We start from the raw sequence: 24842 nt of genomic DNA on the forward strand, positions 1-24842 counted from the left end.
TTTCGTGGCCGGGATGTTGTGGCAGAGAAGGATGATACAGCTTTTTCACTAAAGGCTGTTGCTCTAAATAACGGACAATTTCATCTGCGTTACGCTGCTGTTGAGCCATACGCGGTGACAGCGTGCGTAACCCACGTAATAACAAGTAACTGTCAAATGCCGCACCGGTCACGCCGATATTATTCGCCCACCATGCCAGCTCGACAGCCAACTCAGGATCTTTGGCAATCACCGCACCGGCGACCACATCGGAATGACCATTGAGATATTTGGTGCAGGAGTGCACCACCAGATCGGCGCCCAAAGCCAGCGGTTGCTGTAGCGCTGGGCTAAGGAAAGTATTGTCGCAAACCGTTAATGCACCGACCGCATGGGCAGCCTTACAAATCGCGGCAATATCCACCACTCGTAGCAGTGGGTTACTTGGGGTTTCAATCAAAACCAGCTTGGGTTTTTCAGCCAATGCCTGACTTAATGCGACTTCATCACCTTGGTCAACAAACAGAACCCGATAGGCTCCGCGTTTGCTTAAACTGTCGAACAGACGGTAGCTGCCGCCGTAACAGTCATGCGGAGCAACCAGCAGATCGCCGGGTTTAAGGAAGGTGGTACAGACCAAATGAATCGCCGACATCCCGCTGCTGGTCATGACGGCACCCGCTCCCCCTTCCAGTTCCGCCAGTGCACGCTGTACCACATCGCGCGTCGGGTTACCGCGACGAGAATAGTCATGGGCGCGTGGCTGATTAAAATCGATAAAATTATAGGTACTGGAAAGGTGAATCGGGGGGACAACGCAGCCGTATTGCTCGTCATCGTTCAACCCGCTACGCACTGCTATGGTTGCCTGTTTACGCGTCATATGGATTTCCACCAACCGGATATCGAGAAAATGTTACGCCAGAGTAGACGCACAAATTACGGACGTCAATACATCTGGACATCTAAACTTCTTTGCGTATAGATTGAGCAATGGGATAATAACCGCTAAAATTATAGAGGTTTTAAATATCCTTATGATGTCAGACAGGTTTCAGTGGTGCTTTGTTTCACCACAAAAGTGGCATAGAAAGGTAATAGCTATCAATAAATAGCAAAAAAGGTTATTTCAGTGACATTAGTCTAGTAAAATCGACATTTATTTAGTGAGAACAGCGAAGATCGGGCATAATCGGCCGGTTTTCAGAACTTGGTATTTTTCCGACAAATTTAAGGTGTCCCATGGCTGAGTGGAACGGCGAGTATGTCAGCCCTTACGCTGAACACGGCAAGAAGAGCGAGCAGGTCAAAAAAATTACGGTATCCATTCCGCTGAAGGTGTTAAAAATCCTCACCGATGAACGGACTCGCCGTCAGGTAAACAACCTGCGCCACGCAACTAACAGTGAGTTGTTGTGTGAAGCCTTTTTACATGCATTTACGGGCCAGCCGCTGCCGAATGACGAAGACCTGCGCAAAGAGCGCAGCGATGAAATCCCGGAAGCCGCGAAGATCTTAATGCGTGAATTGGGTGTTGATCCCGATACCTGGGAATATTGATTTCCAGCAACTGATCGGTTCACGGCCCAACGTGGGCCTGAAGAGTAGACATGAAAAAAGGCGCCCAAGGCGCCTTTTTCGTCTGACGGGCAGTAATTACTTCGTAGCACCCGGCACGCTGAAACGCTTGTTGAAGCGGTCAACACGGCCACCGGTCGCAACATCACGCTGCTTGCCAGTGTAGAACGGGTGGCATTCGCCGCACACGTCCAGATTCAGGTCATGACCAACAGTAGAGTTGATCTTGATAACATTACCGCAAGAGCAAGAAGCAGTAACTTGTTCGTATTTAGGGTGGATACCTTGTTTCATGGAAACCTCTATATTAGGCCGTGTCGCTATCCAGCCCTGTTCCGCCAGACACCACACGATTAGAAAATAACAAGCGCTGATAAAACAAACAACGGCTGTTAACAGGATTTGATATCAAATTATACCAAAGGCGGCGAATAATACAGAATTTGACCAAGCCACGCAATCGAATCCGCACATTTCGCCGCTTGCGGTGTAAACTATTCAATCTTTAATTAGACCGTTTTATTTATACCCTAAATAATTCGAGTTGCGAGAAGGCGGCAAGCGAGTAAATCCTCAGGAGCTTACATAAGTAAGTGACTGGGGTGATTGAGCACAGCCAACACACATGCAGCTTGAAGTATGACGGGAATATCAGGATAAAAACACATGTCCGTTGTTCAAGTGGCATTACCCGTTCCGCTGGCTCGCACCTTTGATTACCGTCTGGACAACACAATGGCCTGCCCGGTAGTGGGTGCTCGCGTCAGTGTGCCGTTTGGTAAGCGTAAAGCCATCGGGATCGTGGTGGGTATCAGTGATACCAGCACCTTCCCCCTTGAACAACTGAAAGCCATTGATGCGGTTCTGGATAACGACAGCCTTTTCCCACCCAGCCTGTGGCGTATTTTGTGTTGGGCTACCGAGTATTACCACTACCCCATCGGGGAAGTGCTGTTCCACGCGTTGCCAATTTTATTGCGCCAGGGGAAGCCTGCGCAATCCGCCCCCTTGTGGCAATGGTTTGCCACCGAACAGGGCCGTGCCACACCGCCGGAAAGCTTAAAACGCGCGCCCAAGCAGCAACAGGCTCTGGCCGCATTATTGCAAAAACCGGTTTATCGTCATCAAGTTAACGAAATGGCATTAACCGAAAGCGCACTGCAAGCATTGCGCAGCAAAGGGTTGATTGATTTACGTGCGCAAGAAGTAGCGATGACTGACTGGCGTAATGGCTTTTCGGTGCTGGGTGAACGCCTGCGGCTCAATACCGAGCAGGCAACCGCTGTGGGTGCGATCCGCAGCGAAGATTGCCAATTTTCTGCCTGGTTGCTGGCGGGCGTCACCGGCTCCGGTAAAACAGAAGTGTATCTGAGCGTGCTGGAAAATATTCTGGCGCAAGGCCGTCAGGCGCTGGTTTTGGTGCCTGAAATCGGCCTAACACCACAAACGATCGCCCGTTTTCGCGAGCGCTTCAATGCACCAGTTGAGGTGCTCCATTCCGGTTTAAATGACAGCGAGCGTTTATCGGTCTGGCTACGAGCGCGTAACGGTGAAGCCGCCATTGTTATCGGCACCCGCTCCGCACTGTTCACGCCGTTCTCCCGTCTGGGCGTCATCATTATTGATGAAGAGCATGATAGCTCCTATAAACAGCAAGAAGGCTGGCGTTACCATGCCCGCGATTTAGCGGTATTCCGTGCGCGCGAAGAAGGTATTCCTATCGTGATGGGCACGGCAACACCGGCGCTGGAAACCTTACATAACGTGCAAATGGGCAAATACCGCCAACTAACGCTATCGAAACGAGCGGGTAATGCTAAATTGGCACTACAGCACTTGCTTGATCTGAAAGGGTTACCGTTAAAAGTGGGGCTGTCTCAGCCGTTACTCAAACGGATGAAAACCCATTTGCAGGCGGATAATCAGGTGATTCTGTTCCTCAACCGCCGGGGTTATGCGCCCGCATTGCTGTGCCATGAGTGTGGCTGGATTGCGGAATGCCAGCGCTGTGACCACTATTATACCCTGCATCAGAATCACCGTCAGTTGCGCTGCCATCACTGCGATAGCCAGCGCCCAGTGCCACAGCAATGCCCCAAATGCGGCACGACGCATTTAGTTTCTGTCGGCGTAGGGACTGAGCAATTAGAGAACGAGCTGGCCCCACTGTTTCCGGATACGCCGATCACCCGTATTGATCGCGATACCACCAGTCGCAAAGGCTCGCTGGAGCAGCATCTGGCAGATGTTCATCAGGGCGGCGCACGCATCTTGATTGGCACCCAAATGCTGGCGAAAGGGCACCACTTCCCCGATGTCACGTTGGTGGCGTTGCTGGACGTCGATGGCGCACTGTTTTCGGCTGATTTCCGTTCGGCAGAGCGCTTTGCGCAGCTTTATACTCAAGTTTCAGGCCGCGCAGGCCGGGCCGGTAAACAGGGTGAAGTCATTTTGCAAACTCACCATCCTGAGCACCCCTTGCTGCAAATTTTATTACAGCAAGGCTATGACGCCTTTGCCAAACAGGCATTAGAAGAGCGCAAAAGCGTATTTTTACCGCCTTACACCAGCCATATCATCGTGCGCAGTGAAGATCACGATAACCAGCAATCGGCGCAGTTTTTGCAACAATTACGTAATTTGCTGGAAGCCAGCCCACTCAAAGATGACGCTCTGTGGATTATGGGGCCGGTGCCCGCATTGCAGGCCAAACGCGGCGGGCGTTTCCGCTGGCAATTATTGTTGCAACATCCCTCACGGCAATTGCTGCAACGGCTGATTAAAACGTCTCAACCACTCATTAACACATTGCCACAAGCGCGTAAGGTTAAGTGGACGTTGGATGTCGATCCCATAGATAGCTAACCTCCGCCATGCTCTGATATAAAGGTAAGTTATTGTTTGAGCTGTGCCACAAGGCAATCGATTACCCTGCTTTCTGCGAGCCAGTTCGAAAAAACCTACTTATGTCACACTTTTCATGCAAATTAGGTAACAAATTACCCCCACTATCTGTATAGAATGAGGTAAAGCCTGCATTAAGCATCGGTGCTGGCCAGGAGCCAGAGCAAGGAGAAAGGCGTTGGAACATAAGAAAGAATTTACGATGGCCACCATGAAAGACGTTGCTGAAATGGCCGGTGTTTCTACTGCAACGGTGTCACGCGCATTAATGAACCCGGAAAAGGTTTCAACGATGACCCGGCAGAAGGTTGAACAGGCTGTACTGGCAGTTGGCTACTCTCCCCATGCTTTGTCCCGCAATATTAAACGTAACGAATCGCGAACTATTCTGGTCATCGTGCCAGATATCAGTGACCCGTTCTTTGCCGATATCATTCAAGGCATTGAGTTCGCCGCAGCGCAGCAGGACTATCTGATACTGATTGGCGATTGCGCGCAACAAACTCAGCAAGAACGCACTTTTGTAAATCTGATTATCACCAAACAGATAGATGGCATGTTGTTGCTCGGTTCCAATCTGCCTTTTGATGCCAGCAAAGAAGAGCAACGTAATTTGCCGCCGATGGTGATGGCTAATGAGTTTTCGCCTGAATTAGAATTACCCACCGTCCATATCGATAACCTGACTGCCGCCTTTGAAGCGGTTGATTATCTACACAGATTGGGGCATGAACGAATTGCGTGTATTGCCGGGCCGGAGAGTTTTCCATTGTGCCAATATCGACTACAAGGGTATATCCAGGCACTACGCCGTAATGGTATTGCGGTTAACAGCGACTATATTGTCCGTGGTGATTTCAGCTATGAAGCAGGGGCTGAAACCTTTATTAAACTGATGGCGCAGTCTCCCGCACCCACTGCAATATTTTGTCACAATGATGTGATGGCGATAGGCGCTATGTGGCAGGCAAAGAAAATGGGGCTACGCATCCCGCAGGATGTCTCGGTGGTGGGCTTTGACAATCTGAAATTATCGCAATATTGCGATCCTCCCTTGACCACCGTGGCACAACCACGTTATGAAATTGGCCGGCAAGCCATGTTACTATTGCTTGAGCAGTTACAAGGGCATCCAGTACAAAGTGGTTCCCGCTTATTAAGCACCGAGTTAATCATCAGGGAAAGTACTGCTGCGCCTAAACGCTAGGCAAATATTCAGAGGTTCAGTAACATGACGGACTTATTCCATCATTACGACGCAGCGAAACGATAGTGGCACAAAGAGATTATGTAAGCCGAGGGCGCTCAGGAGCGCGGCGCAAAAGCACCAGCCGGAAAAAAAGCAGTGCTCCAGCAGTATCTAAAACCGTGATAGCACTGGCTGTCGCGCTATTAGTGGTATTTGTTGGTGGCCTCTATTTCATCACCCACAATAAGCCGGGTGAACTTCCGCTGCTTCCCAGTCATGATCCACGTACCGGTAATGGGTTACCCCCTAAACCGGAAGAACGCTGGCGTTATATTAAAGAACTGGAAAATCGCCAGATTGGCGTTCAGACACCCACTGAGCCTTCAGCGGGTGGTGAAGTGAATGCTAAAACACAACTGACCAATGAGCAGCGCCAACTGCTGGAACAGATGCAGGCGGATATGCGTCAGCAGCCAACGCAACTGTCAGAGGTGCCGTATAACCAAGGGATGCCAGTACCGCGATCTGCGGTGACTATCAAACCACCGGTCACAACGATGCAGCAGCAACCGTTAACGCCACCACGTCAGGCACTCACACCGGTGCAACCGCAAACGCAGGTGCCAGTACAGACACCAGCACCAAAACCGGCACAAGTGCCACGTACAACACCAACTGCACCGGTAACACAGGCGGTTACGCCACCTAAAGCGGCAAAAGAGAAAGAACAAACCCAGCGTTGGATGGTGCAATGTGGCTCATTCAAGGCTGTTGATCAGGCCGAATCTATTCGAGCGCAGTTAGCATTTGGAGGGATCGAAAGCCGCATTACCTCTGGTGGTGGCTGGAATCGCGTGGTGCTCGGCCCCTACAGCACCAAGGCTGCCGCAGATAAAACCTTGCAGCGTTTGAAAAGCGCAGGCCAATCAGGATGCATTCCCCTCGCTGTTGGGGTTGAAAAGTAGCAATCCTCCCCCATTTATAAACTCAATATACCCCGTACTGTTTTTTGACAGACAGGCGGGGACTCATTCAGTCCGCAACGAGGGTTCGCTCGTGACAACAATTGTAAGTGTACGCCGTAATGGTCATGTCGTTATAGGTGGTGATGGCCAGGTCACTCTGGGTAATACCGTAATGAAGGGCAATGCCAGAAAAGTACGCCGCCTTTATAACAATAAGGTCATTGCCGGTTTTGCTGGCGGTACTGCCGATGCCTTTACCCTGTTTGAGCTATTTGAACGCAAACTGGAAATGCATCAGGGTCATCTGACTAAAGCTGCGGTTGAGCTAGCCAAAGATTGGCGCACTGACCGCATGTTACGCAAACTTGAAGCTCTGCTAGCCGTGGCCGATGAAACGGCATCACTTATCATTACCGGTAACGGTGATGTGATTCAGCCTGAGGATGATCTGATTGCTATCGGCTCCGGCGGGCCTTATGCCCAATCGGCTGCACGCGCATTGTTAGAAAATACTGATTTAGGTGCCAAAGATATCGTGGAGAAATCTTTGAGCATTGCGGGGGATATCTGTATCTACACCAACCGCACCCAAACCATCGAAGAATTAACGTATAAAGCGTAAGGATAGAGTGACATGTCTGAAATGACCCCACGCGAGATAGTCAGCGAGCTTGATAGCTATATCATCGGCCAGGATAAAGCCAAGCGAGCAGTGGCGATCGCCCTGCGCAACCGCTGGCGTCGGATGCAGCTTAACGAAGAGCTGCGCCATGAAGTTACTCCGAAAAACATTCTGATGATCGGCCCAACCGGTGTAGGTAAAACTGAAATTGCCCGCCGTCTGGCGAAACTGGCCAATGCGCCGTTCATTAAAGTTGAAGCGACTAAATTCACCGAAGTGGGCTATGTTGGTAAAGAAGTGGACTCTATCATCCGCGATCTAACCGATGCGGCGATTAAAATGGTGCGTCAGCAGTCAATTGAGAAAATGCGCTATCGTGCTGAAGAACTGGCCGAAGAACGCATTTTGGATGTGCTGATTCCACCGGCCAAAAATAACTGGGGCCAGGCGGATGAAACACAAGAGCCATCGGCCACCCGTCAGGCTTTCCGCAAAAAACTGCGTGAAGGTCAGTTGGATGACAAAGAAATTGAAATTGATTTGGCAGCGTCACCGGTAGGGGTTGAAATCATGGCACCTCCGGGCATGGAAGAGATGACGAACCAGTTGCAATCCATGTTCCAGAATATCGCCGGTCAGAAACAAAAACCGCGGAAAATCAAAATCAAAGAAGCCTTCAAACTGCTGATTGAAGAAGAAGCAGCGAAACTGGTTAATCCAGAAGAGCTGAAACAGCAGGCGATTGATGCGGTCGAGCAGCACGGGATCGTATTTATCGACGAAATCGATAAAATCTGTAAACGCGGTCAGACTTCAGGCCCAGATGTGTCGCGTGAAGGGGTGCAGCGTGACTTGCTGCCACTGGTGGAGGGGTGTACCGTTTCAACCAAACACGGCATGGTGAAAACTGACCATATTCTGTTTATTGCTTCTGGCGCATTCCAGGTATCCAGCCCGTCAGACCTGATTCCAGAGCTGCAAGGTCGTTTGCCGATCCGTGTTGAGTTGCAGGCGCTGACCACCGATGATTTCGAACGCATCTTGACTGAGCCGAGTGCATCATTGACCGAGCAGTACAAAGCATTGATGGCGACCGAAGGTGTCACCGTTGATTTTACCCGTGAAGGTATCCGTAAAATCGCTGAAGCCGCATGGCAGGTGAACGAAAGCACCGAGAATATCGGCGCACGTCGTTTACATACGGTACTGGAGCGTCTGATGGAAGATATCTCCTATGACGCCAGCGAAAGTAATGGTCAATCCATCACTATTGATGCGGAATATGTCGGTAAGCATCTGGATGAGTTGGTAGCAGATGAAGATTTGAGTCGTTTTATCCTATAATTCGCTTTATATGCCTTTGCTGGATAAAATGGTTCGCCAATTTAAGAGTGGGAGGCATCGCCTCCCACTCTTATTTTTATTATATGATGGTTTTAACTCGCCGATATGGGCGGCCCAGACTCCTATACAATGAAGCAGAACATGAGCCAATCAACTAATACCCGCTTAACCAGCACCAGCCAGACCCAGGCTTGGCTGGAAAGCCTACGGCCAAAAACACTGCCACTGGCCTTTGCCTCTATCGTTACCGGTTCAGCTCTGGCTGTCTGGCTTGATAGTTTTAAACCGGCAGTCGCATTGCTCGCCTTATTAACTGCCGGACTGTTACAAATTTTGTCCAATCTCGCCAATGATTATGGTGATGCCATTAAGGGCAGTGATACCGAAGAACGTATCGGGCCATTGCGTGGGATGCAGAAAGGGGTGATTAGCCGTCAACAGATGAAAGTGGCACTGATAATCACCGTAACCCTCACCGTGCTTTCTGGGATAGCACTGATTGGCGTGGCTTGTGAAAAACCCAGTGACGTCCTCGGCTTCCTGCTACTCGGATTAATGGCCATTCTCGCAGCCATTACCTATACAGTGGGGAGAAAACCCTATGGCTACATGGGGTTAGGTGACATCTCGGTATTGGTATTTTTCGGCTGGCTCAGTGTCGCCGGGACTTATTATCTGCAAGCCGGGCATTTCGACAGTATCGTCATGCTACCAGCGACCGCCTGTGGTTTACTGGCAACTGCTGTGTTGAATATTAATAATTTGCGCGATATCGAAAATGATAAAGCCAACGGTAAAAATACGCTAGCAGTGCGTTTAGGCCCGGTAGTCGCACGTTATTATCATGCCCTGCTGATTGTCGCGGCTATCTTCTGCCTGACATTATTCACTATTCTTTATCTGCATAATTGGGCGGGTTGGCTCTTTATTCTGGCCATTCCCTTGTTGGCCAAACACGTCGGACTGGTATTGCATGACCCCACAGCAACGGGTATGCGCCCAATGCTAGAGCACATGGTCAAAGCCGCCTTGCTGACCAATATCCTGTTCGCCGTAGGTTTGGTATTCAACTAAGCCCTGTCCGTTCGCGTTAAAATACTCGCCGGGCTGCTGCCAATAAGGCTGCCCGGATGAATTTAACAATTGATGATTTTGCAAACAGTAGGCAGAAAGGGATATACTTACCATCCCAGCCGCAACCAGACGTTAATCCTATGAAATATGATACTTCCGATCTCTGTGACATCTATCATGAAGAGGTAAATGTGGTAGAACCTCTGTTCTCCAATTTTGGCGGGCGTACTTCATTTGGTGGCAAGATTACTACCGTAAAATGTTTCGAAGATAACGGCTTGTTGTTCGATCTACTCGAAGAAGATGGTCTTGGCCGTGTTCTGGTCGTTGATGGCGGCGGTTCAGTGCGCCGTGCATTAATTGATGCTGAATTGGCACAGCTGGCATTAGATCACAATTGGGAAGGCATTGTTGTTTATGGTGCCGTGCGTCAGGTAGACGATCTGGCTGAGTTAGATATCGGTATTCAGGCAATGGCTGCCATTCCGGTCGGTGCAGCCGATGAAGGGGTGGGCGAGAGCGATATCCGCGTGAATTTCGGCGGTGTCACCTTCTTCTCCGGCGACCATCTGTATGTTGATAACACCGGGATCATCTTGTCAGAAGAACCGCTGGATATTGAATAACATCCCTCTGGCTTATAGATAATTCCGATTAGAAAGGGCGATATTGATATCGCCCTTTTTGCCTTTCGTACTCGAAGTGGCTGCGTGACTAGCGGCTTTCAACAACGTACTGATGATGCTTTAGCCAACTGGCACTCAGACCTCTTCCATCTTTCCCAACAGTGCCCGCAGACGATCCTGCCACACATGCTGCTCTTGTTTCAGTTGCTCATTTTCGCGCACTAACGCTTCACGGCCACCAGCAGCATCCTGAACTTCTTGGGACAAGGTGTTATTTTTCTCTTTCAGCTCTTCAATTTCCATCTGTAACAACGTGATGGTGTCAATCGCCTGCTGAACTTTTACTTCCAATTTCTCAAATACTTCAAATGACATTCTTCGGTCCCCTTATGAGTCGCAAGGCGTACATCTTTTGGTCGCAGCCATCATGATTTACTAAAGTCATTGTATGACCTAAAGCAACAATCGACAGATAAAACTGCAGTGAATACTTATCGCGCTATATATGCATCAAACTCGTGTAACAAGCGCTATGCTCAACACGTTCCATCGCAAAGGCGACACAGCTTAAGGAAGTGATGCTCTTATTGAACTGATTGTATGTAGCCAGCCCCCCCCTGTCTAGCGGCATACTGGTACAAACCACACTCTGTAGCAATTTCGTTTCCGTAACTATCAGCAAAAGCCGAAAATCCTCCGCTCCTATCTTTTAGATTTATACATGGATTTAACAACCCAATGGGAAAACACTGGTCTGATCACACTTTGAAAGTACCTTAATCACTGCAGATAACGCGAAAGCGCTCATTTTTATGACAGACCACACACATTTTGATTTCGCTATTTCTCGTTTGTGCTCGTTAACGATAAATTTACATCACTCCCCTGATTACTTGAGGGGCAAAAATAAGAAATACCCTATAAATCTCTGTCTGTAGGACACAACTATGAGCCAAACCGCTAGTTCTACCTTAAAGGGCCAATGTATCGCAGAGTTTCTCGGTACCGGTCTGCTGATCTTTTTTGGTGTCGGCTGTGTTGCCGCACTGAAGTTGGCAGGGGCCAGTTTTGGGCAGTGGGAAATCAGTATCATTTGGGGCCTGGGCGTTGCTATGGCCATCTATTTGACAGCAGCCATCTCGGGCGCACATCTTAATCCGGCCGTAACCATCGCATTGTGGTTATTCGCCTGCTTCGATCGCCGTAAAGTTATCCCTTACATTGTGGCGCAGGTTGCCGGTGCATTTTGTGCCGCAGCGTTAGTCTACGGCCTGTATTACAACCTGTTCGTTGATTTCGAACAAACCCACCAGATGGTGCGTGGCAGTACCGAAAGCCTCAATTTGGCCGGTATCTTCTCTACTTACCCGAATCCACATATTTCTGTTTTCCAGGCTTTCCTGGTTGAAACTGTGATTACCGCTATTTTGATGTGCCTGATTCTGGCCCTGACCGATGATGGCAACGGCATTCCCCGTGGCCCACTGGCGCCACTGTTGATTGGTATTCTGATTGCCGTTATTGGTGCATCAATGGGGCCACTGACTGGTTTTGCCTTAAACCCAGCGCGTGATTTTGGTCCAAAAGCATTTGCTTATTTAGCGGGTTGGGGCGAAATCGCCTTCACCGGTGGTCGTGATATTCCTTACTTCCTGGTTCCTATCTTCGGCCCTATCGTTGGTGCGCTGTTAGGCGCATTTGGCTATCGCGCTCTGATAGGCCGCCATTTGCCGTGTGATGTGTGTGTTGCAGAGGAAGAAGAAACCACGGCAACGACCACAGAACGTAAAGCATAAATAATAGATACTACCCAATAGATTTACGAAAACTTATAAGTAGGCTAATTATGACAACTGAAAATACTACTCAAAAGAAATACATTGTCGCGCTTGATCAGGGAACCACCAGTTCCAGAGCCGTGGTGTTAGATCATGATGCCAATATCGTGAGTGTTTCTCAGCGTGAATTCACTCAAATCTATCCCAAAGCCGGTTGGGTCGAACATGATCCGATGGAGATCTGGGCGACACAAAGCTCCACCTTGGTTGAAGTGCTGGCGAAGGCGGGGATCAATTCTGACGAAATCGCCGGTATCGGTATTACCAACCAACGTGAAACCACCATTGTTTGGGATAAAGCGACCGGTAAACCGGTGTATAACGCTATCGTCTGGCAATGTCGCCGTACCGCCGATATCTGTGAGAAACTAAAAAAAGAGGGGCTGGAAGAGTACATCCGCTATAACACCGGCTTGGTGGTTGACCCTTATTTCTCCGGCACTAAAGTAAAATGGATTCTCGATAACGTAGAAGGTGCCCGTGAACGCGCTGAACGTGGCGAGTTGCTGTTTGGTACCGTAGACACCTGGCTGGTGTGGAACATGACTCAAGGCCGTGTACACGTAACGGATTACACCAATGCGTCGCGTACCATGATGTTTAATATCCGCACCAAAGAGTGGGATGAGCGCATGCTGAAAGCGCTGAATATCCCGCGCTCAATGCTGCCTGAAGTTCGCCCATCGTCAGAAATTTACGGCCAGACCAACATTGGTGGTAAAGGCGGGACACGTATTCCAATCGCTGGTATTGCTGGTGACCAGCAAGCCGCGCTGTTCGGCCAGCTTTGTGTACAACCGGGGATGGCAAAAAACACCTACGGTACCGGCTGCTTCCTGCTGATGAACACCGGCACGGAAGCGGTTCAGTCCACACATGGCTTGCTGACCACCATCGCCTGCGGCCCACGCGGTGAAGTTAACTATGCACTGGAAGGCGCGGTATTCATTGGTGGTGCCTCCATCCAGTGGCTGCGCGATGAGCTGAAACTGATTAGCGATGCCGATGACTCTGAATACTTCGCCACCAAAGTGAAAGACAGCAACGGCGTGTATGTGGTGCCTGCCTTCACCGGCCTCGGTGCGCCGTATTGGGATCCGTATGCGCGTGGTGCTATTTTCGGCCTAACCCGTGGTGTTAACAGCAATCACATTATCCGTGCAACACTCGAATCTATTGCTTATCAGACGCGTGATGTACTGGATGCCATGCAAGCGGATTCCGGTGCGCGCCTCAAATCGCTACGTGTTGATGGTGGTGCGGTAGCGAACAACTTCCTGATGCAGTTCCAGGCAGACATTCTGGGCACGCGCGTTGAGCGCCCTGAAATCCGTGAAAGTACTGCACTGGGTGCTGCGTTCCTGGCGGGTCTGGCGACCGGCTTCTGGAATGATTTAGACGAAGTGAAGAGCAAAGCCACGATTGAACGTGAATTCCGCCCAGGGATTGAAACTACCGAACGTGATGTCCGCTACCGTGGCTGGAAGAAAGCCGTGGCCCGTGCTCAAGCGTGGGAAGATCACGAAGAGTAACAGGCCGCCTGTTGTCAGTTCTCAAAAAAGCGCCATCGATCCCCCCGATGGCGCTTTTTTTATTAACCCACATAAGCCAAATAACCAGCACCACTAACCTCCTACGACTTCAAGTACGAAGAGTGATAGAATTCTCGCCCATATCCAACTCCGCCATTGCGCAATCAACAGGTCTAACCATGAAACGTGAACTAGCCATCGAGTTTTCCCGTGTCACCGAAGCTGCTGCACTAGCAGGTTATAAGTGGTTGGGTCGGGGCGATAAAAATGCCGCTGACGGTGCTGCCGTACATGCCATGCGCATTATGCTCAATCAGGTCAATATTGATGGGCAGATTGTTATCGGTGAAGGTGAAATCGATGAAGCCCCGATGCTGTATATCGGCGAAAACGTCGGTACCGGCCACGGTGATGCAGTGGATATCGCGGTAGATCCGATTGAAGGCACCCGCATGACCGCAATGGGTCAGGCCAATGCGCTCGCAGTGCTGGCGGTGGGGGATAAAGGCACATTTCTACATGCGCCTGATATGTATATGGAAAAACTGGTAGTGGGGCCGGGAGCCAAAGGGACTATCGACCTAAACTTGCCACTGGAAAAAAACCTGCGCAATATCGCCACTAAACTCAATAAGCCACTGACAGACTTAACGGTTATTACGCTGGCGAAACCGCGCCATGACGGCATCATCGCCGAAATGCAGCAACTGGGTGTCAAAGTGTTCGCTATTCCGGACGGCGATGTCGCAGCCTCTATTCTGACCTGTATGCCAGAAAGTGAAGTCGATGTGATGTACTGCATCGGTGGCGCACCTGAAGGGGTCATTTCTGCTGCGGTTATTCGTGCACTGGACGGAGATATGCAAGGCCGATTATTACCACGCCATCAGGTGAAGGGTGATAACCAAGATAACCGTCGCATCGGTGAAGCAGAATTGGCACGCTGCAAAGCGATGGGCATTGAAGCAGGCAAAGTGCTGCTGCTGGGTGATATGGCACGGAATGATAATGTGATTTTCTCTGCCACCGGAATAACCAAAGGTGACCTGCTGGAAGGCATTTATCGCAAAGGGAACATGGCAACCACGGAAACACTGCTGATTCGCGGTAAATCCCGTACCATCCGCCGTATCCGTTCGACCCACTTCCTTGATCGCAAAGACCCGGCACTGCATGAGTTCTTGCTGTAATTCGGCTCACGAATTATTTAGCAAAAAAGTTAAAATACTGGCGGCTGATTTAAAGTTAAACGAAGGGGAAGCGCCCCCAGGTGCGTTAATCCCTTCGTTCACAAGATAGCGGTTAAACCCGATGCTCTTGCGGTTGCATCCGATGGGAGAGTGGCCACCAGCACAGCAATATCACTATCGCCATAGCAAACATCAGCAATCCCAGGCTGAATTGCCCGGTTTGCGGCAACATGGCAGACAACCAGGTCGCCAGCCCTGACCCTATATTCTGCAACCCACCGACCAAGGCACCCGCCGCACCGGCCAGATAAGGGAATGGCTCCATCGCTCCTGTGGTGGCGAGTGGGAACAACATGCCTGCGCCAAAGAAAAACAGCGCCGCCGGTATCACCAGCGTCCAGATATTCATGATGCCAAACCAGCCGGGAACCCACATCATCAAGCCCGCTAATAAGCAACTGATCACTGAGTGCCACATCAGGTTATGGAAGGAGTTACCGTCACGACCGGCATACCATGCACCAAAGAACGCCGCAGGTATTGGTAAGATGAATAAAATACTCACTGTAACCCCACTTAGCCCCAGCACGCCGCCCATCAGCACACCCGCACTGGCTTCAAATACCGCAATCCCCGCCAGCGCCCCAACCAGCATCACCATATAGCAGCTAAACGCGCCATCGGATAGCAGCAGGCGAAAGCTGGCCAGCATTGGGCGTTTTTCAGTTTGCTGTGGCCGAGTTTCCGGTAACCAGCGGAACATACAAAATGCTACACAGCCGCATAAAAACAGCAGAAATGCATAGCAGGCCCGCCAGCCAAATAGACTTGCCAATAACCCACCGATAACCGGTGCCATGAGCGGGCTGACCAAAATCCCCATGTTCAGCATACTGTTGGCATAACGTAACGCAGTACCTGCATATAAATCTCGCGGCATGGTGCGCGCCATCACACCGGCCACGCCGGTGCCCATCCCTTGCAGGGCGCTGGCTGCCACCAGCATAGTCAGGCTGCCCGCCAGCCACGCACCGAGCGCCCCCAACATGAATATCATCATACCGGCCAGAATCACTGGGCGACGCCCGACGCGGTCTGATAGCGGTCCATAAATCAGTTGTGAAAAACCATAGGTCAGTAGATACGCCGCCATGACGCGCTGTACCACTCCGGTGCGAACCGATAAATCGCGGGCGATATCCGCAATCACCGGCACATAAATGGTTTGTGCCATCTGACCAACCGCAACCAACAGAATTAACATTACCAGCAGGTGGAAATTCTCTATTTTTCTCATTGTCTTAACTAATTAATTAGCCGCAATACGTACCACGCCGAGATCGAAAAGTGGTACACCTCACTATCGGCGCATAAGCTAACAAATTTGGAAATTTTAGCGAGCCAGCACGACATATTGCCAAATGACCGACTGGCAGATAAAACCACCACCGCCGTAAAGTAAACTGTCCATACGGTGTAACAACGGCAGAACGAAGGATGCACACGTAATCGATAATTTTTTTCTAGCAAATGCCCTAAAATATTGTCATCGCTTTTGGTACTACTTTCGATAAGTATTTGAATAAAGGGAATCAGAATTATGGCTGAATGGGTTAGTGGCAAGATTACTCACATCGAACACTGGACAGATTCGTTGTTTAGTATTCGGGTCAATGCGCCAATTGATCCCTTTACTGCCGGTCAATTCGCCAAGCTGGCATTAGATATTGACGGTGAGCGAGTGCAGCGGGCTTACTCGTACGTCAATGCACCGAGCGATGATAATCTGGAGTTCTATCTGGTCACCGTGCCGGAAGGCAAACTCAGCCCACGGCTGGATCAACTGCCGGTGGGCGGCGAAGTGATGATCACCAAGCAAGCCGCAGGCTTTTTTGTGTTGGAAGAGATCCCCGATTGCGAAACGCTGTGGATGCTGGCAACCGGCACGGCGATTGGCCCTTATCTGTCGATTTTACAAGAAGGGCGTGATTTGGAGCGCTTCAAAAATGTGGTGTTACTCCATGCGGCACGTTTTACCCGTGATCTCAGTTACTTACCCCTGATGCAACAACTTGAGCAGCGCTATAACGGCAAGTTACGTATCCAGACCGTGGTCAGCCGTGAAGAGTCACCCGGCTCGTTAACCGGCAGGGTGCCAGCACTGATTGAGAATGGTTCACTGGAAGCGGCGGTCGGCCTTAAAATAGATGCACAAGACAGCCATGTGATGCTGTGTGGCAACCCGCAGATGGTGCGTGATACCCAGCAATTGCTGAAAGAACAACGTGAGATGCGTAAACACTTACGCCGCAAACCTGGTCATATGACCAGCGAACAGTATTGGTAAACACACCGTGACGGGGGTGAACACTTTGGCGGTTCACGACCCTAACGGCGTGTTTACCCGTCGATTAAGCGTAAGGGAACTACTGCGCTTTCTCTGCTAAAAACTTAACTGGCTCAGCTTCTGGGCCAAAACGGTTATCTCCTTCGCTCCCGACAAACGCACCACAATCAATAAACATCATGACAATAATAAGTGTGGGGATAAAACGCCCGACACCCCATTGCCAAACAGGTGCCATCATCTGCCAGTTACCGGCCATCAGCATCCAGGCCAGAACCACTAATAGCGCCCACCAGCCCGCTTTATTGCGGTCATGTAGCCGTTTGACCACCACTGCCGCCGTTGGCCACAGTAAAAAAACGATAGCAAAAGCCGCGGTTTGAATAGGCAGAACATCCTTGCCCGCCAAGGTGAAAACAACCAGCATGGCCGCGAGCCACAGGCCGATCCAGATCCAAAAATCCCGCCGCCCGATACGGCCTTTAAATGAGAAACACCACTGCTGTATTGTCATTAACGACCCGATCCATTTACCTTATATTATTTCGACCAAAGTGTACCTCAAGGCACTAACTAACCTATAATCTTTGCAGTGAATTTTGACAATCACCCCCTATAACCGCTTTAATCCCCTACACACACACCTAACGACGGCGTAGTCATGAGAAAAAAAAGAGTCGCAATGCTGACACTACTGCTGCTAATAGCAACAGTTAGTCGCGCTCATGCCGATCCTGCTGATGACAGCGGCCAGCCAGTCGAAGAGGCTCAACCAACCGCGCCTTATCTGCTTTCCGGGGCACCGACCTTTGATTTGACGCTGGTAAAATTCCGCGAAAGCTACAACCGAGCCAACCCAACACGGCCTATCAGTGAGTTTCACGCAATTACGCTACAAGATGACTTACCGCCGCTGACGCGCGCTGCCAGTAAGATTAATGAGAATCTCTATGCTTCCACTGCACTGGAAAAAGGCACCGGTAAGATTAAAACCATACAGATCACTTATTTACCAATAAAAGGCAGTGAGGAGAAAGCCGCCAGGCTGGTGGCGGTCAATTATATGGCGGCTCTGATGCGCCAGTTTGAACCGACGCTAACGCTACAACAAAGTCTCGATAATGTGCAAAGCCTGCTGGCAAAAGGCAAAGGGTTACCTTTCCACGTTAATACGGTCGGCGCGATTCGCTATGTTGTGGCAGACAACGGTGAAAAAGGGCTTACCTTCGCGGTTGAACCGATTAAGCTGTCACTATCTGATTCGTGATGTCGTTGCAATTAATGACGAAAAGCAAAGCCATTGCCACTGATCATCTCTATACTGTTGGACAGGTAAACTGCCTGTTGGCAGTCATTATTATTGACCCTCGCGTCCCTTGTTGGAGGAAGTAACATGCGTCATCCATTAGTAATGGGTAACTGGAAGCTGAACGGTAGCACTCACATGGTTAACGAGCTTATCGCTGGCCTGCGCAAAGAATTGAGCACGGTTGACGGCTGTGGCGTTGCCATTGCCCCACCGGCTATCTATCTGAATCAGGCTAAACATGAGCTGGCGGGTAGCCGTATCGCTCTGGGTGCACAGAATGTTGACGTGAACCTGTCTGGCGCATTTACTGGTGAAACCTCTGCTGAAATGCTGAAAGATATCGGTGCGCAATACATCATCATCGGTCACTCTGAGCGTCGGACTTATCACAAAGAAAGTGATGAATTCATCGCCAAGAAATTTGGCGTGCTGAAAGACGCAGGCTTGATCCCGGTATTGTGCATCGGTGAGTCCGAAGCAGAAAACGAAGCAGGTCAAACTGAAGCGGTATGTGCCAAACAACTGGACGCGGTGCTGAATACTTTGGGCGTGAAAGCGTTCGAAGGCACGGTTATCGCTTACGAACCCATTTGGGCGATCGGTACCGGCAAATCAGCCACTCCTGCTCAAGCGCAAGCGGTTCACAAATTTATCCGTGACCATATTGCCAAGCAAGATGCGGTAATTGCGCAGCAAGTTATCATTCAGTACGGCGGTTCTGTTAACGACAAAAACGCCGCTGAACTGTTCACCCAGCCTGATATCGACGGCGCGCTGGTTGGCGGTGCATCACTGAAAGCCGATGCTTTTGCCGTTATCGTGAAAGCGGCTGCAAAAGCTAAAAAAGCCTAATTAATGCTTTAAGCTATTGTTGAGCGTTATAAAACCGGGGTGAAATCACCAGCCCCGGTTTTATTGTTTTTGTGCGGCTAAAGATTATCGCTTACTTATTTCATCAAAGGTGCCACCCGTCGCAAAATGTGTCTGCTGTGCTTTAGTCCAGCCGCCGAAGACGTCATCGATAGTAAACAATTTTAGTTGCGGGAATTCATTGGCAAATTTAACGGCGACTGTCGGATCTCGTGGGCGATAATAGTGCCTGGCCGCTATAGTCTGGCCTTCCGGTGAGTACAGGTATTTCAGATATGCATCAGCGACGTCACGGGTGCCGCGCTTATCGACCACCTTATCAACCACCGATACCGTCGGTTCCGCTAAAATAGAAACGCTTGGTGTGATGATATCAAACTTATCTTTACCCACTTCATTGACTGCCAGCAGAGCTTCATTCTCCCAGGCAATCAATACATCGCCAATCCCACGTTCAACGAAAGTGTTAGTAGCACCACGCGCGCCAGAATCCAATACTTCCACATTCTTATATAGCGTTTTAACAAATTCCTGCGCTTTGGCCTGATCGTTATTATTATGCTCTAGCGCATAACCCCACGCCGCCAGATAGTTCCAACGCGCCCCACCGGAGGTTTTCGGATTAGGCGTAATGACAGAAATACCGGGCTTCACTAGATCAGACCAATCATGAATCTGTTTAGGATTACCTTTACGCACCAGAAACACGATAGTCGAGGTATACGGTGCGGAGTTATCCGGTAGGCGCTTAATCCACTCTTTATCAATACGACCACGCTCAGCAATAGCATCGACGTCATAAGCCAGCGCCAGTGTCACCACATCAGCTTCAATACCATTAATCACCGAGGTCGCCTGCTTGCCAGAACCACCATGCGATTGACGCACCGTCACTTTGTCACCGGTTTGCGCTTGCCAATGCTGACTAAATGCCTGGTTATATTCTTGATAAAACTCACGCGTCGGATCATACGACACATTCAGCAATTGAATATCTTTTGCCATCGCACCTGATGCCAACAGCAACAATAACAAACCTACCCCCCATTTACGCATTGATCCGCTCCCCAGATTTGTTGTTATAAACTTAAAGGGCTATTAACCACGTTAGTTAGCTTGAGACTGAGCGTGCCAGAAACTTTTCATCCAATTAAAGAATAAAAAAGTTTTGATTATATCAATATGAAATATACCACCCGCTAAACGCAAAAAGCCCCCGCGAATGAATGAAACGGAGGCTTTTTTATCGAATGACTGGCTGTTTTAGAACAGTTTTTTCGCTGTATCGTACCAATCTTCTTTAAATTTACTTTTCTTATTCTCTGGCGCGATACAAACGGAGATTAATTCATGCACCATTTTCTCGTTTTGTACGCCGACGCAGAAACCACCTTGCGTATAGTCGCGGTCTTCCAGCAGCAGATCAACCGCATAAGCCCCCATGCGGGAAGCCAAAATACGGTCATAGGCTACCGGCGCACCACCACGCTGAATGTGGCCCAATACGGTACCACGGGTTTCACGGCCTGTTTCTTTCTCGATGTATTTAGCCAGCTCATCGATGTCATCCAATTTTTCAGTGATGGCGACAATCGCGTGCTTTTTACCTTTAGCGATGCCCGCTTTAATTTCAGCAACTAAATCTTCACGTTTGAACGGGACTTCAGGAATAGCGATAAACTCGCAACCCCCGGCAATGGCAGCCGCCAGTGTCAGGTCGCCACAATAACGGCCCATCACTTCTACGATAGAGATACGTTGATGTGAAGACGAGGTATCACGCAGACGGTCAATCGCTTCAACCACCGTTCCCAGAGCGGTGAAGAAACCGATGGTATAGTCAGTGCCTGCCACATCGTTATCAATGGTGCCCGGCAAGCCAACACAGTGAATACCACCTTCTTTAGTCAGCAAGTCTGCACCGGCATAAGAACCGTCACCACCGATAACTACCAAGCCATCAATGCCACGCTCTCTCATGTTCTGTAGAGCAACTTGACGTTTTTCCGGGTCACGAAACTCTGGAAAACGCGCAGAACCCAAGAAAGTACCGCCGCGGTTAATCATGTCTGACACGCTGTAGCGGTCCAGTTTTCTCATGCGATTTTCATACAAGCCCAAGTAGCCATCTTCAATACCGTAAACTTCCAACCCTGCTGACAAAGCGGCACGAACCACCCCACGAATGGCTGCGTTCATTCCTGGCGCGTCACCGCCGCTTGTTAGTACACCGATTTTCTTGACCATGACTACCTCTGAACTTGTAGATGCGATTTTTTAAAATTCTTTATCTGCCGATTATGTCTTGCACATGGGTCAGTACAAAAAATCAGCTTTATGTGCTTAATATCGGATATTATAGCAAAAACACCAAGCTGAATTGATTCAAGTCATGCCATCTAGCGGAATTCTCTTCGTGGCCTAACCATAATGTAACCACAATTTACCCGCATTTGATGAATCAATTATAACTCCCAATGTGCATGACGCTCTTTTGGCACCACAGAGCAGGGGTCCTGATGGATAAGAACATCCGCGCCGGGGAAACGATGCAGCAAGGCACGTTCAACTTGCTCAGCCAAAATATGGGCCTCCATCAAGGGCACCATATCTTCCATCTCAAGATGAAGCTGAATAAAACGTGTTGGCCCCGACTGGCGAGTACGCAGGTCATGAGCGCCAATCACTCCGGGCCATGAGGTCACGATATCAATAATTTCCTGCCGCTCGTCATCGGGTAATGCACGATCCAGCAAGGCTTGCACCGCTTCATAGCCCATACGTAACGCGCTATAAAGAATATAAACCCCAATCCCCAATGCAAACATCGCATCAGCGCGGTGAAAACCATACCAACTGAGTGCCAACGCAATAAGAATAGCACCATTCATCAGCACATCAGATTGATAGTGCAGCATATCGGCACGGATAGCCTGACTCTGCGTTTTTCGCACCACCCAGCGCTGAAATGTGACTAATATCATTGTACTGAATAATGCGACTAACGTGACGCCGATACCTACACCAGGGTCTTGCAACGGCTCCGGTGAAGCCAAATGCTGAAAGCCGGTCAGGAACAGAAACAGTGCAGAACCGGAGATAAACATGCTTTGCGCCAACGCGGCCAGTGACTCCGCTTTACCATGACCAAAAGTATGCTCTTCATCGGCGGGTTGCAGGGAGTAACGCACCACAAAAAGATTGGTCATCGAGGCGGCCAGATCCACTAAGGAATCGACTAATGCCGCCAACAAACTCACCGATCCGGTATGCAACCAGGCAAAAATTTTAATAATCAGTAAAATTGACGCCAACACCGTAGCACTAAGCGCGGCAGCTTTAACCCAGCGCCCGTATTGCGGATCCATAACTCATTCCAAATGATATTTAAGGATTGTTAGTATAACGGAAATGGAATAAAAAAAAGCCCTCCATCATGGAGGGCGAAAGACAGGGATGGTGATATTCATTTATCACTATCAACATGAAATAAAAGGATTTATTTCACTCAATGTCCACACATTGACCACATCGAAAAAAAGCCCCAAATTTTGGGGCTTTATCGTAACGGCTACATCCAAAGGTTTTGTTGACCGCTTCGCTCCGGATGAGGGATCGCTGGCGTCACTTCGCCGGGTCGCATAATCGAGCTTTCGAATGTCTCCATGGTCTTGAATGTATGACCGCAATTTATATTTTGGCACTGGTGATACCGCTCCTTAGTGTTCTCACTCAGGTAGCGACTGGAACGGGCATGGGCTGATTCTCGACAGAGTGGGCAATGAAACATGTTAATTACCTCAACGGGCTGCGTTTAAGTCAGTGATATTATTTGTTTTATTCTTTTTGAAACAATGAATTATGCTTATCTCGCATCCTGATTTTCTTCCTGATACTCAACATCAGAGAGCTTCACCTCAAGCGCCAGCGCCGTCGTGTAGCCATTATCGCCGAGGTAATGGGTCACTTTGGTGATAGTCCACGTCTGCTGGTCTATCACACTTTTAAACCCTTTCAGCGTGACCGGCGTTTCGGGATAGAGATCCGCACGGCCGATGGCGAGATTTATCGAAAACTCGGCCACACTGCGTTGCAGTTTGTCCCACTTGGCCTGAGCCGCCCGCATCGCTTGTGCCTTGCTGGCGTACACCGTGGTTAACACCAGTACGTTATCGGCTTCTCCGGCCAGATACTCGCCCTGCCTTTCTTCCGGCGGTTTGATGGCCTTGGGGGTGGTTGGCCTGGCTTTGGGATGCTGCAATGCGCGCAAGTGCTGTGGCTTGGCCTTGCGTTGGAGTTTTACCTGCTGTTTTTTGGGCTGAGGGTCTTTGGTATGCAGCCAGTTAGCGGTCACACCGCTGTAAGCATGGCGGTCGGCGATCGCAAACTGATGGCGGTCGCCGTCGCTACGTTCAATGACCGTCATCGGGATCGGCTTACCGCTGGCCGTCATTCCCCTCCCGGCTTTGAGAAAAAGCAGCTTACCGGCTTTGACTGACACCTCGGCACCATTGCGTTCAGCCAGACGGGTAAGAAACTTAATATCGGACTCTTGCGACTGGTCGATATGCGGGATGTGAATCTCGGCAAGGTCTCGCGCCAGTGAGGCCACCAGCTTATTACTCTGCGCAATTTGCGTTACCACTGCGCCGAGTGTGGTGTCGTGATAAGAGGCTTCGCGACGTGAATTGAGCGAACCACGAAAATCGGCGCTACGGGCGCGAATCGTCAGGATATCCGGTGCGCCGCGATGTTCAATTTCATCGACGGTAAATTGGCCTTTGCTTATCAGCGCCGCCCCCTGCCAGCCAAGAAACAGCGACAATACCGCCCCGCGTACGGGCATGGCGACCTGGCCGTCGCTATCATCCAGCTCAATATCAAGTTGGTCAGCCTCAAAACCGCGATTATCGGTCATGGTCAGTGAGATCAGGCGGGAGCTGAGATTGGCGGTAATGTCATGACCGCCGAGTGTGAGCATAAATGCCGGTGTGACCGCCGCGCCGGTCATCATGGTAATCTCCCAGCGACCTGTTGCAGCAGGTCGCGGGCTTGTTGTTGCAGATCGCCAAACATCACTTTTAGTGACTCATCCACGCGATTTAGCGTCATGCTGAACTCGATACGGCGCGCGCGACCATCACTAAAAAACACACTGTGGGTCTGAGTGATACTGGCGACTGTATACATACCATAAATCGTGCCATCGCCGCCGAGTAACGGCCACGCCTTGCCCTGCTCAGCCATGATTTTTAGCGCCAGCAATGACAGCACACCGCCGGTGATTTCGGGCAACAACACGCCAGACAACATGATTTTTTCCTCGCCAACACCTAAAAACTGATAGGCAGGCCGCTGGCCTATGCGACTGTTGGACGGCCAGCGATAATCAAGGCTGTGTTGTAGTGATTGATAAGGCAATGTCTGGAGCTGAAACACAAACAGCCCGAGGGTTAGCATCATATGGGCAGATCC

At 50.0% G+C, this 24842-nt stretch carries 25 protein-coding genes; 14 read left to right on the forward strand and 11 right to left on the reverse strand.

Annotated features, from left to right (window positions below):
* Positions 1 to 862, reverse strand: an 862-nt coding sequence (metB, locus tag YALDO0001_RS16790) for a cystathionine gamma-synthase (protein ID WP_042840370.1), incomplete at its 3' end; no start/stop codon positions are given.
* A 359-nt stretch (positions 863 to 1221) separates the two neighbouring features.
* Between metB and metJ the strand changes: the two genes are divergently transcribed.
* Complete coding sequence (gene metJ, locus YALDO0001_RS16795; RefSeq protein WP_004392248.1) at positions 1222 to 1539, forward strand: met regulon transcriptional regulator MetJ; 318 nt, start codon at positions 1222 to 1224, stop codon at positions 1537 to 1539.
* Positions 1540 to 1635: 96 nt separating this feature from the next.
* Here metJ and rpmE read toward each other — a convergent pair whose 3' ends face one another.
* Positions 1636 to 1851, reverse strand: coding sequence for a 50S ribosomal protein L31 (gene rpmE, locus YALDO0001_RS16800; RefSeq protein WP_004704783.1), 216 nt, complete (start codon positions 1849 to 1851; stop codon positions 1636 to 1638).
* A 372-nt stretch (positions 1852 to 2223) separates the two neighbouring features.
* Between rpmE and priA the strand changes: the two genes are divergently transcribed.
* The 7 genes from priA (at position 2224) to rraA (ending at position 10281) form a co-directional block, all read left to right on the forward strand.
* Positions 2224 to 4422 (forward strand): primosomal protein N', encoded by a 2199-nt coding sequence (priA, locus tag YALDO0001_RS16805; protein ID WP_004704785.1) that lies wholly within the window; start codon positions 2224 to 2226, stop codon positions 4420 to 4422.
* Positions 4423 to 4639: 217 nt separating this feature from the next.
* Positions 4640 to 5668 carry a DNA-binding transcriptional regulator CytR gene (gene cytR / locus YALDO0001_RS16810; RefSeq protein ID WP_042547272.1) on the forward strand — a complete coding sequence of 343 codons (1029 nt, stop codon included), beginning with the start codon at positions 4640 to 4642 and terminating at the stop codon, positions 5666 to 5668.
* A 65-nt stretch (positions 5669 to 5733) separates the two neighbouring features.
* Positions 5734 to 6615: a cell division protein FtsN gene (gene ftsN, locus YALDO0001_RS16815; protein ID WP_004704787.1), complete on the forward strand. Its 882-nt coding sequence runs from the start codon at positions 5734 to 5736 to the stop codon at positions 6613 to 6615.
* A 91-nt stretch (positions 6616 to 6706) separates the two neighbouring features.
* On the forward strand, positions 6707 to 7237 hold the full coding sequence (gene hslV, locus YALDO0001_RS16820; protein ID WP_004704788.1) for an ATP-dependent protease subunit HslV: 531 nt from the start codon (positions 6707 to 6709) through the stop codon (positions 7235 to 7237).
* A 12-nt stretch (positions 7238 to 7249) separates the two neighbouring features.
* Positions 7250 to 8581, forward strand: coding sequence for an ATP-dependent protease ATPase subunit HslU (hslU, locus tag YALDO0001_RS16825; RefSeq protein ID WP_004704790.1), 1332 nt, complete (start codon positions 7250 to 7252; stop codon positions 8579 to 8581).
* Between the two features lie 141 nt (positions 8582 to 8722).
* Complete coding sequence (locus tag YALDO0001_RS16830) at positions 8723 to 9655, forward strand: 1,4-dihydroxy-2-naphthoate polyprenyltransferase (protein ID WP_042840371.1); 933 nt, start codon at positions 8723 to 8725, stop codon at positions 9653 to 9655.
* Between the two features lie 140 nt (positions 9656 to 9795).
* Positions 9796 to 10281: a ribonuclease E activity regulator RraA gene (rraA, locus tag YALDO0001_RS16835; RefSeq protein ID WP_004704795.1), complete on the forward strand. Its 486-nt coding sequence runs from the start codon at positions 9796 to 9798 to the stop codon at positions 10279 to 10281.
* Positions 10282 to 10416: 135 nt separating this feature from the next.
* Here rraA and zapB read toward each other — a convergent pair whose 3' ends face one another.
* A complete protein-coding gene (gene zapB, locus YALDO0001_RS16840; protein ID WP_004704796.1) occupies positions 10417 to 10656 on the reverse strand; it encodes a septal ring assembly protein ZapB in 240 nt (79 codons plus the stop codon).
* A 572-nt stretch (positions 10657 to 11228) separates the two neighbouring features.
* Here zapB and YALDO0001_RS16845 point away from each other — a divergent pair.
* From YALDO0001_RS16845 to glpX, 3 genes are all read left to right on the forward strand, one after another.
* Positions 11229 to 12077, forward strand: a complete 849-nt coding sequence (locus YALDO0001_RS16845; protein WP_004704797.1) for an MIP/aquaporin family protein — start codon at positions 11229 to 11231, stop codon at positions 12075 to 12077.
* Between the two features lie 50 nt (positions 12078 to 12127).
* Positions 12128 to 13651, forward strand: a complete 1524-nt coding sequence (gene glpK, locus YALDO0001_RS16850; RefSeq protein WP_004704798.1) for a glycerol kinase GlpK — start codon at positions 12128 to 12130, stop codon at positions 13649 to 13651.
* Between the two features lie 179 nt (positions 13652 to 13830).
* Positions 13831 to 14841, forward strand: a complete 1011-nt coding sequence (glpX, locus tag YALDO0001_RS16855; protein ID WP_004704800.1) for a class II fructose-bisphosphatase — start codon at positions 13831 to 13833, stop codon at positions 14839 to 14841.
* A gap of 112 nt (positions 14842 to 14953) precedes the next feature.
* On the opposite strand, the gene emrD is transcribed toward glpX, so the two are convergent.
* Positions 14954 to 16138 carry a multidrug efflux MFS transporter EmrD gene (emrD, locus tag YALDO0001_RS16860; RefSeq protein ID WP_004704802.1) on the reverse strand — a complete coding sequence of 395 codons (1185 nt, stop codon included), beginning with the start codon at positions 16136 to 16138 and terminating at the stop codon, positions 14954 to 14956.
* Positions 16139 to 16441: 303 nt separating this feature from the next.
* Between emrD and fpr the strand changes: the two genes are divergently transcribed.
* Positions 16442 to 17188, forward strand: coding sequence for a ferredoxin--NADP(+) reductase (gene fpr / locus YALDO0001_RS16865; RefSeq protein WP_004704806.1), 747 nt, complete (start codon positions 16442 to 16444; stop codon positions 17186 to 17188).
* A 79-nt stretch (positions 17189 to 17267) separates the two neighbouring features.
* On the opposite strand, the gene YALDO0001_RS16870 is transcribed toward fpr, so the two are convergent.
* Complete coding sequence (locus YALDO0001_RS16870; RefSeq protein WP_004704808.1) at positions 17268 to 17702, reverse strand: DUF805 domain-containing protein; 435 nt, start codon at positions 17700 to 17702, stop codon at positions 17268 to 17270.
* A 147-nt stretch (positions 17703 to 17849) separates the two neighbouring features.
* On the opposite strand from YALDO0001_RS16870, the gene YALDO0001_RS16875 reads away from it, so the two are divergent.
* Both YALDO0001_RS16875 and tpiA read left to right on the forward strand, forming a co-directional pair.
* The gene (locus YALDO0001_RS16875; protein ID WP_042547278.1) at positions 17850 to 18455 is read left to right on the forward strand and encodes a DUF1454 family protein; all 606 of its coding nucleotides are present in this window, start codon (positions 17850 to 17852) and stop codon (positions 18453 to 18455) included.
* A gap of 126 nt (positions 18456 to 18581) precedes the next feature.
* On the forward strand, positions 18582 to 19349 hold the full coding sequence (tpiA, locus tag YALDO0001_RS16880; RefSeq protein ID WP_004704811.1) for a triose-phosphate isomerase: 768 nt from the start codon (positions 18582 to 18584) through the stop codon (positions 19347 to 19349).
* 84 nt (positions 19350 to 19433) lie between these two features.
* Here tpiA and YALDO0001_RS16885 read toward each other — a convergent pair whose 3' ends face one another.
* From YALDO0001_RS16885 to YALDO0001_RS16905, 6 genes are all read right to left on the reverse strand, one after another.
* A complete protein-coding gene (locus YALDO0001_RS16885; protein ID WP_004704815.1) occupies positions 19434 to 20423 on the reverse strand; it encodes a sulfate ABC transporter substrate-binding protein in 990 nt (329 codons plus the stop codon).
* A gap of 207 nt (positions 20424 to 20630) precedes the next feature.
* On the reverse strand, positions 20631 to 21614 hold the full coding sequence (pfkA, locus tag YALDO0001_RS16890; RefSeq protein ID WP_004704816.1) for a 6-phosphofructokinase: 984 nt from the start codon (positions 21612 to 21614) through the stop codon (positions 20631 to 20633).
* Positions 21615 to 21832: 218 nt separating this feature from the next.
* The gene (gene fieF / locus YALDO0001_RS16895) at positions 21833 to 22735 is read right to left on the reverse strand and encodes a CDF family cation-efflux transporter FieF (protein WP_004704820.1); all 903 of its coding nucleotides are present in this window, start codon (positions 22733 to 22735) and stop codon (positions 21833 to 21835) included.
* 203 nt (positions 22736 to 22938) lie between these two features.
* Positions 22939 to 23157, reverse strand: coding sequence for a DNA-binding transcriptional regulator (locus tag YALDO0001_RS20405; protein WP_071986423.1), 219 nt, complete (start codon positions 23155 to 23157; stop codon positions 22939 to 22941).
* Positions 23158 to 23232: 75 nt separating this feature from the next.
* On the reverse strand, positions 23233 to 24381 hold the full coding sequence (locus YALDO0001_RS16900) for a phage late control D family protein (RefSeq protein WP_042840372.1): 1149 nt from the start codon (positions 24379 to 24381) through the stop codon (positions 23233 to 23235).
* On the reverse strand, positions 24378 to 24830 hold the full coding sequence (locus YALDO0001_RS16905) for a phage tail protein (RefSeq protein ID WP_042840373.1): 453 nt from the start codon (positions 24828 to 24830) through the stop codon (positions 24378 to 24380). Before YALDO0001_RS16905 ends, YALDO0001_RS16900 begins: the two co-directional genes overlap by 4 nt.
* Positions 24831 to 24842 lie beyond the last annotated feature (12 nt).

It is taken from the genome of Yersinia aldovae ATCC 35236 (assembly GCF_000173735.1).
GTDB classification, from domain to species: domain Bacteria; phylum Pseudomonadota; class Gammaproteobacteria; order Enterobacterales; family Enterobacteriaceae; genus Yersinia; species Yersinia aldovae.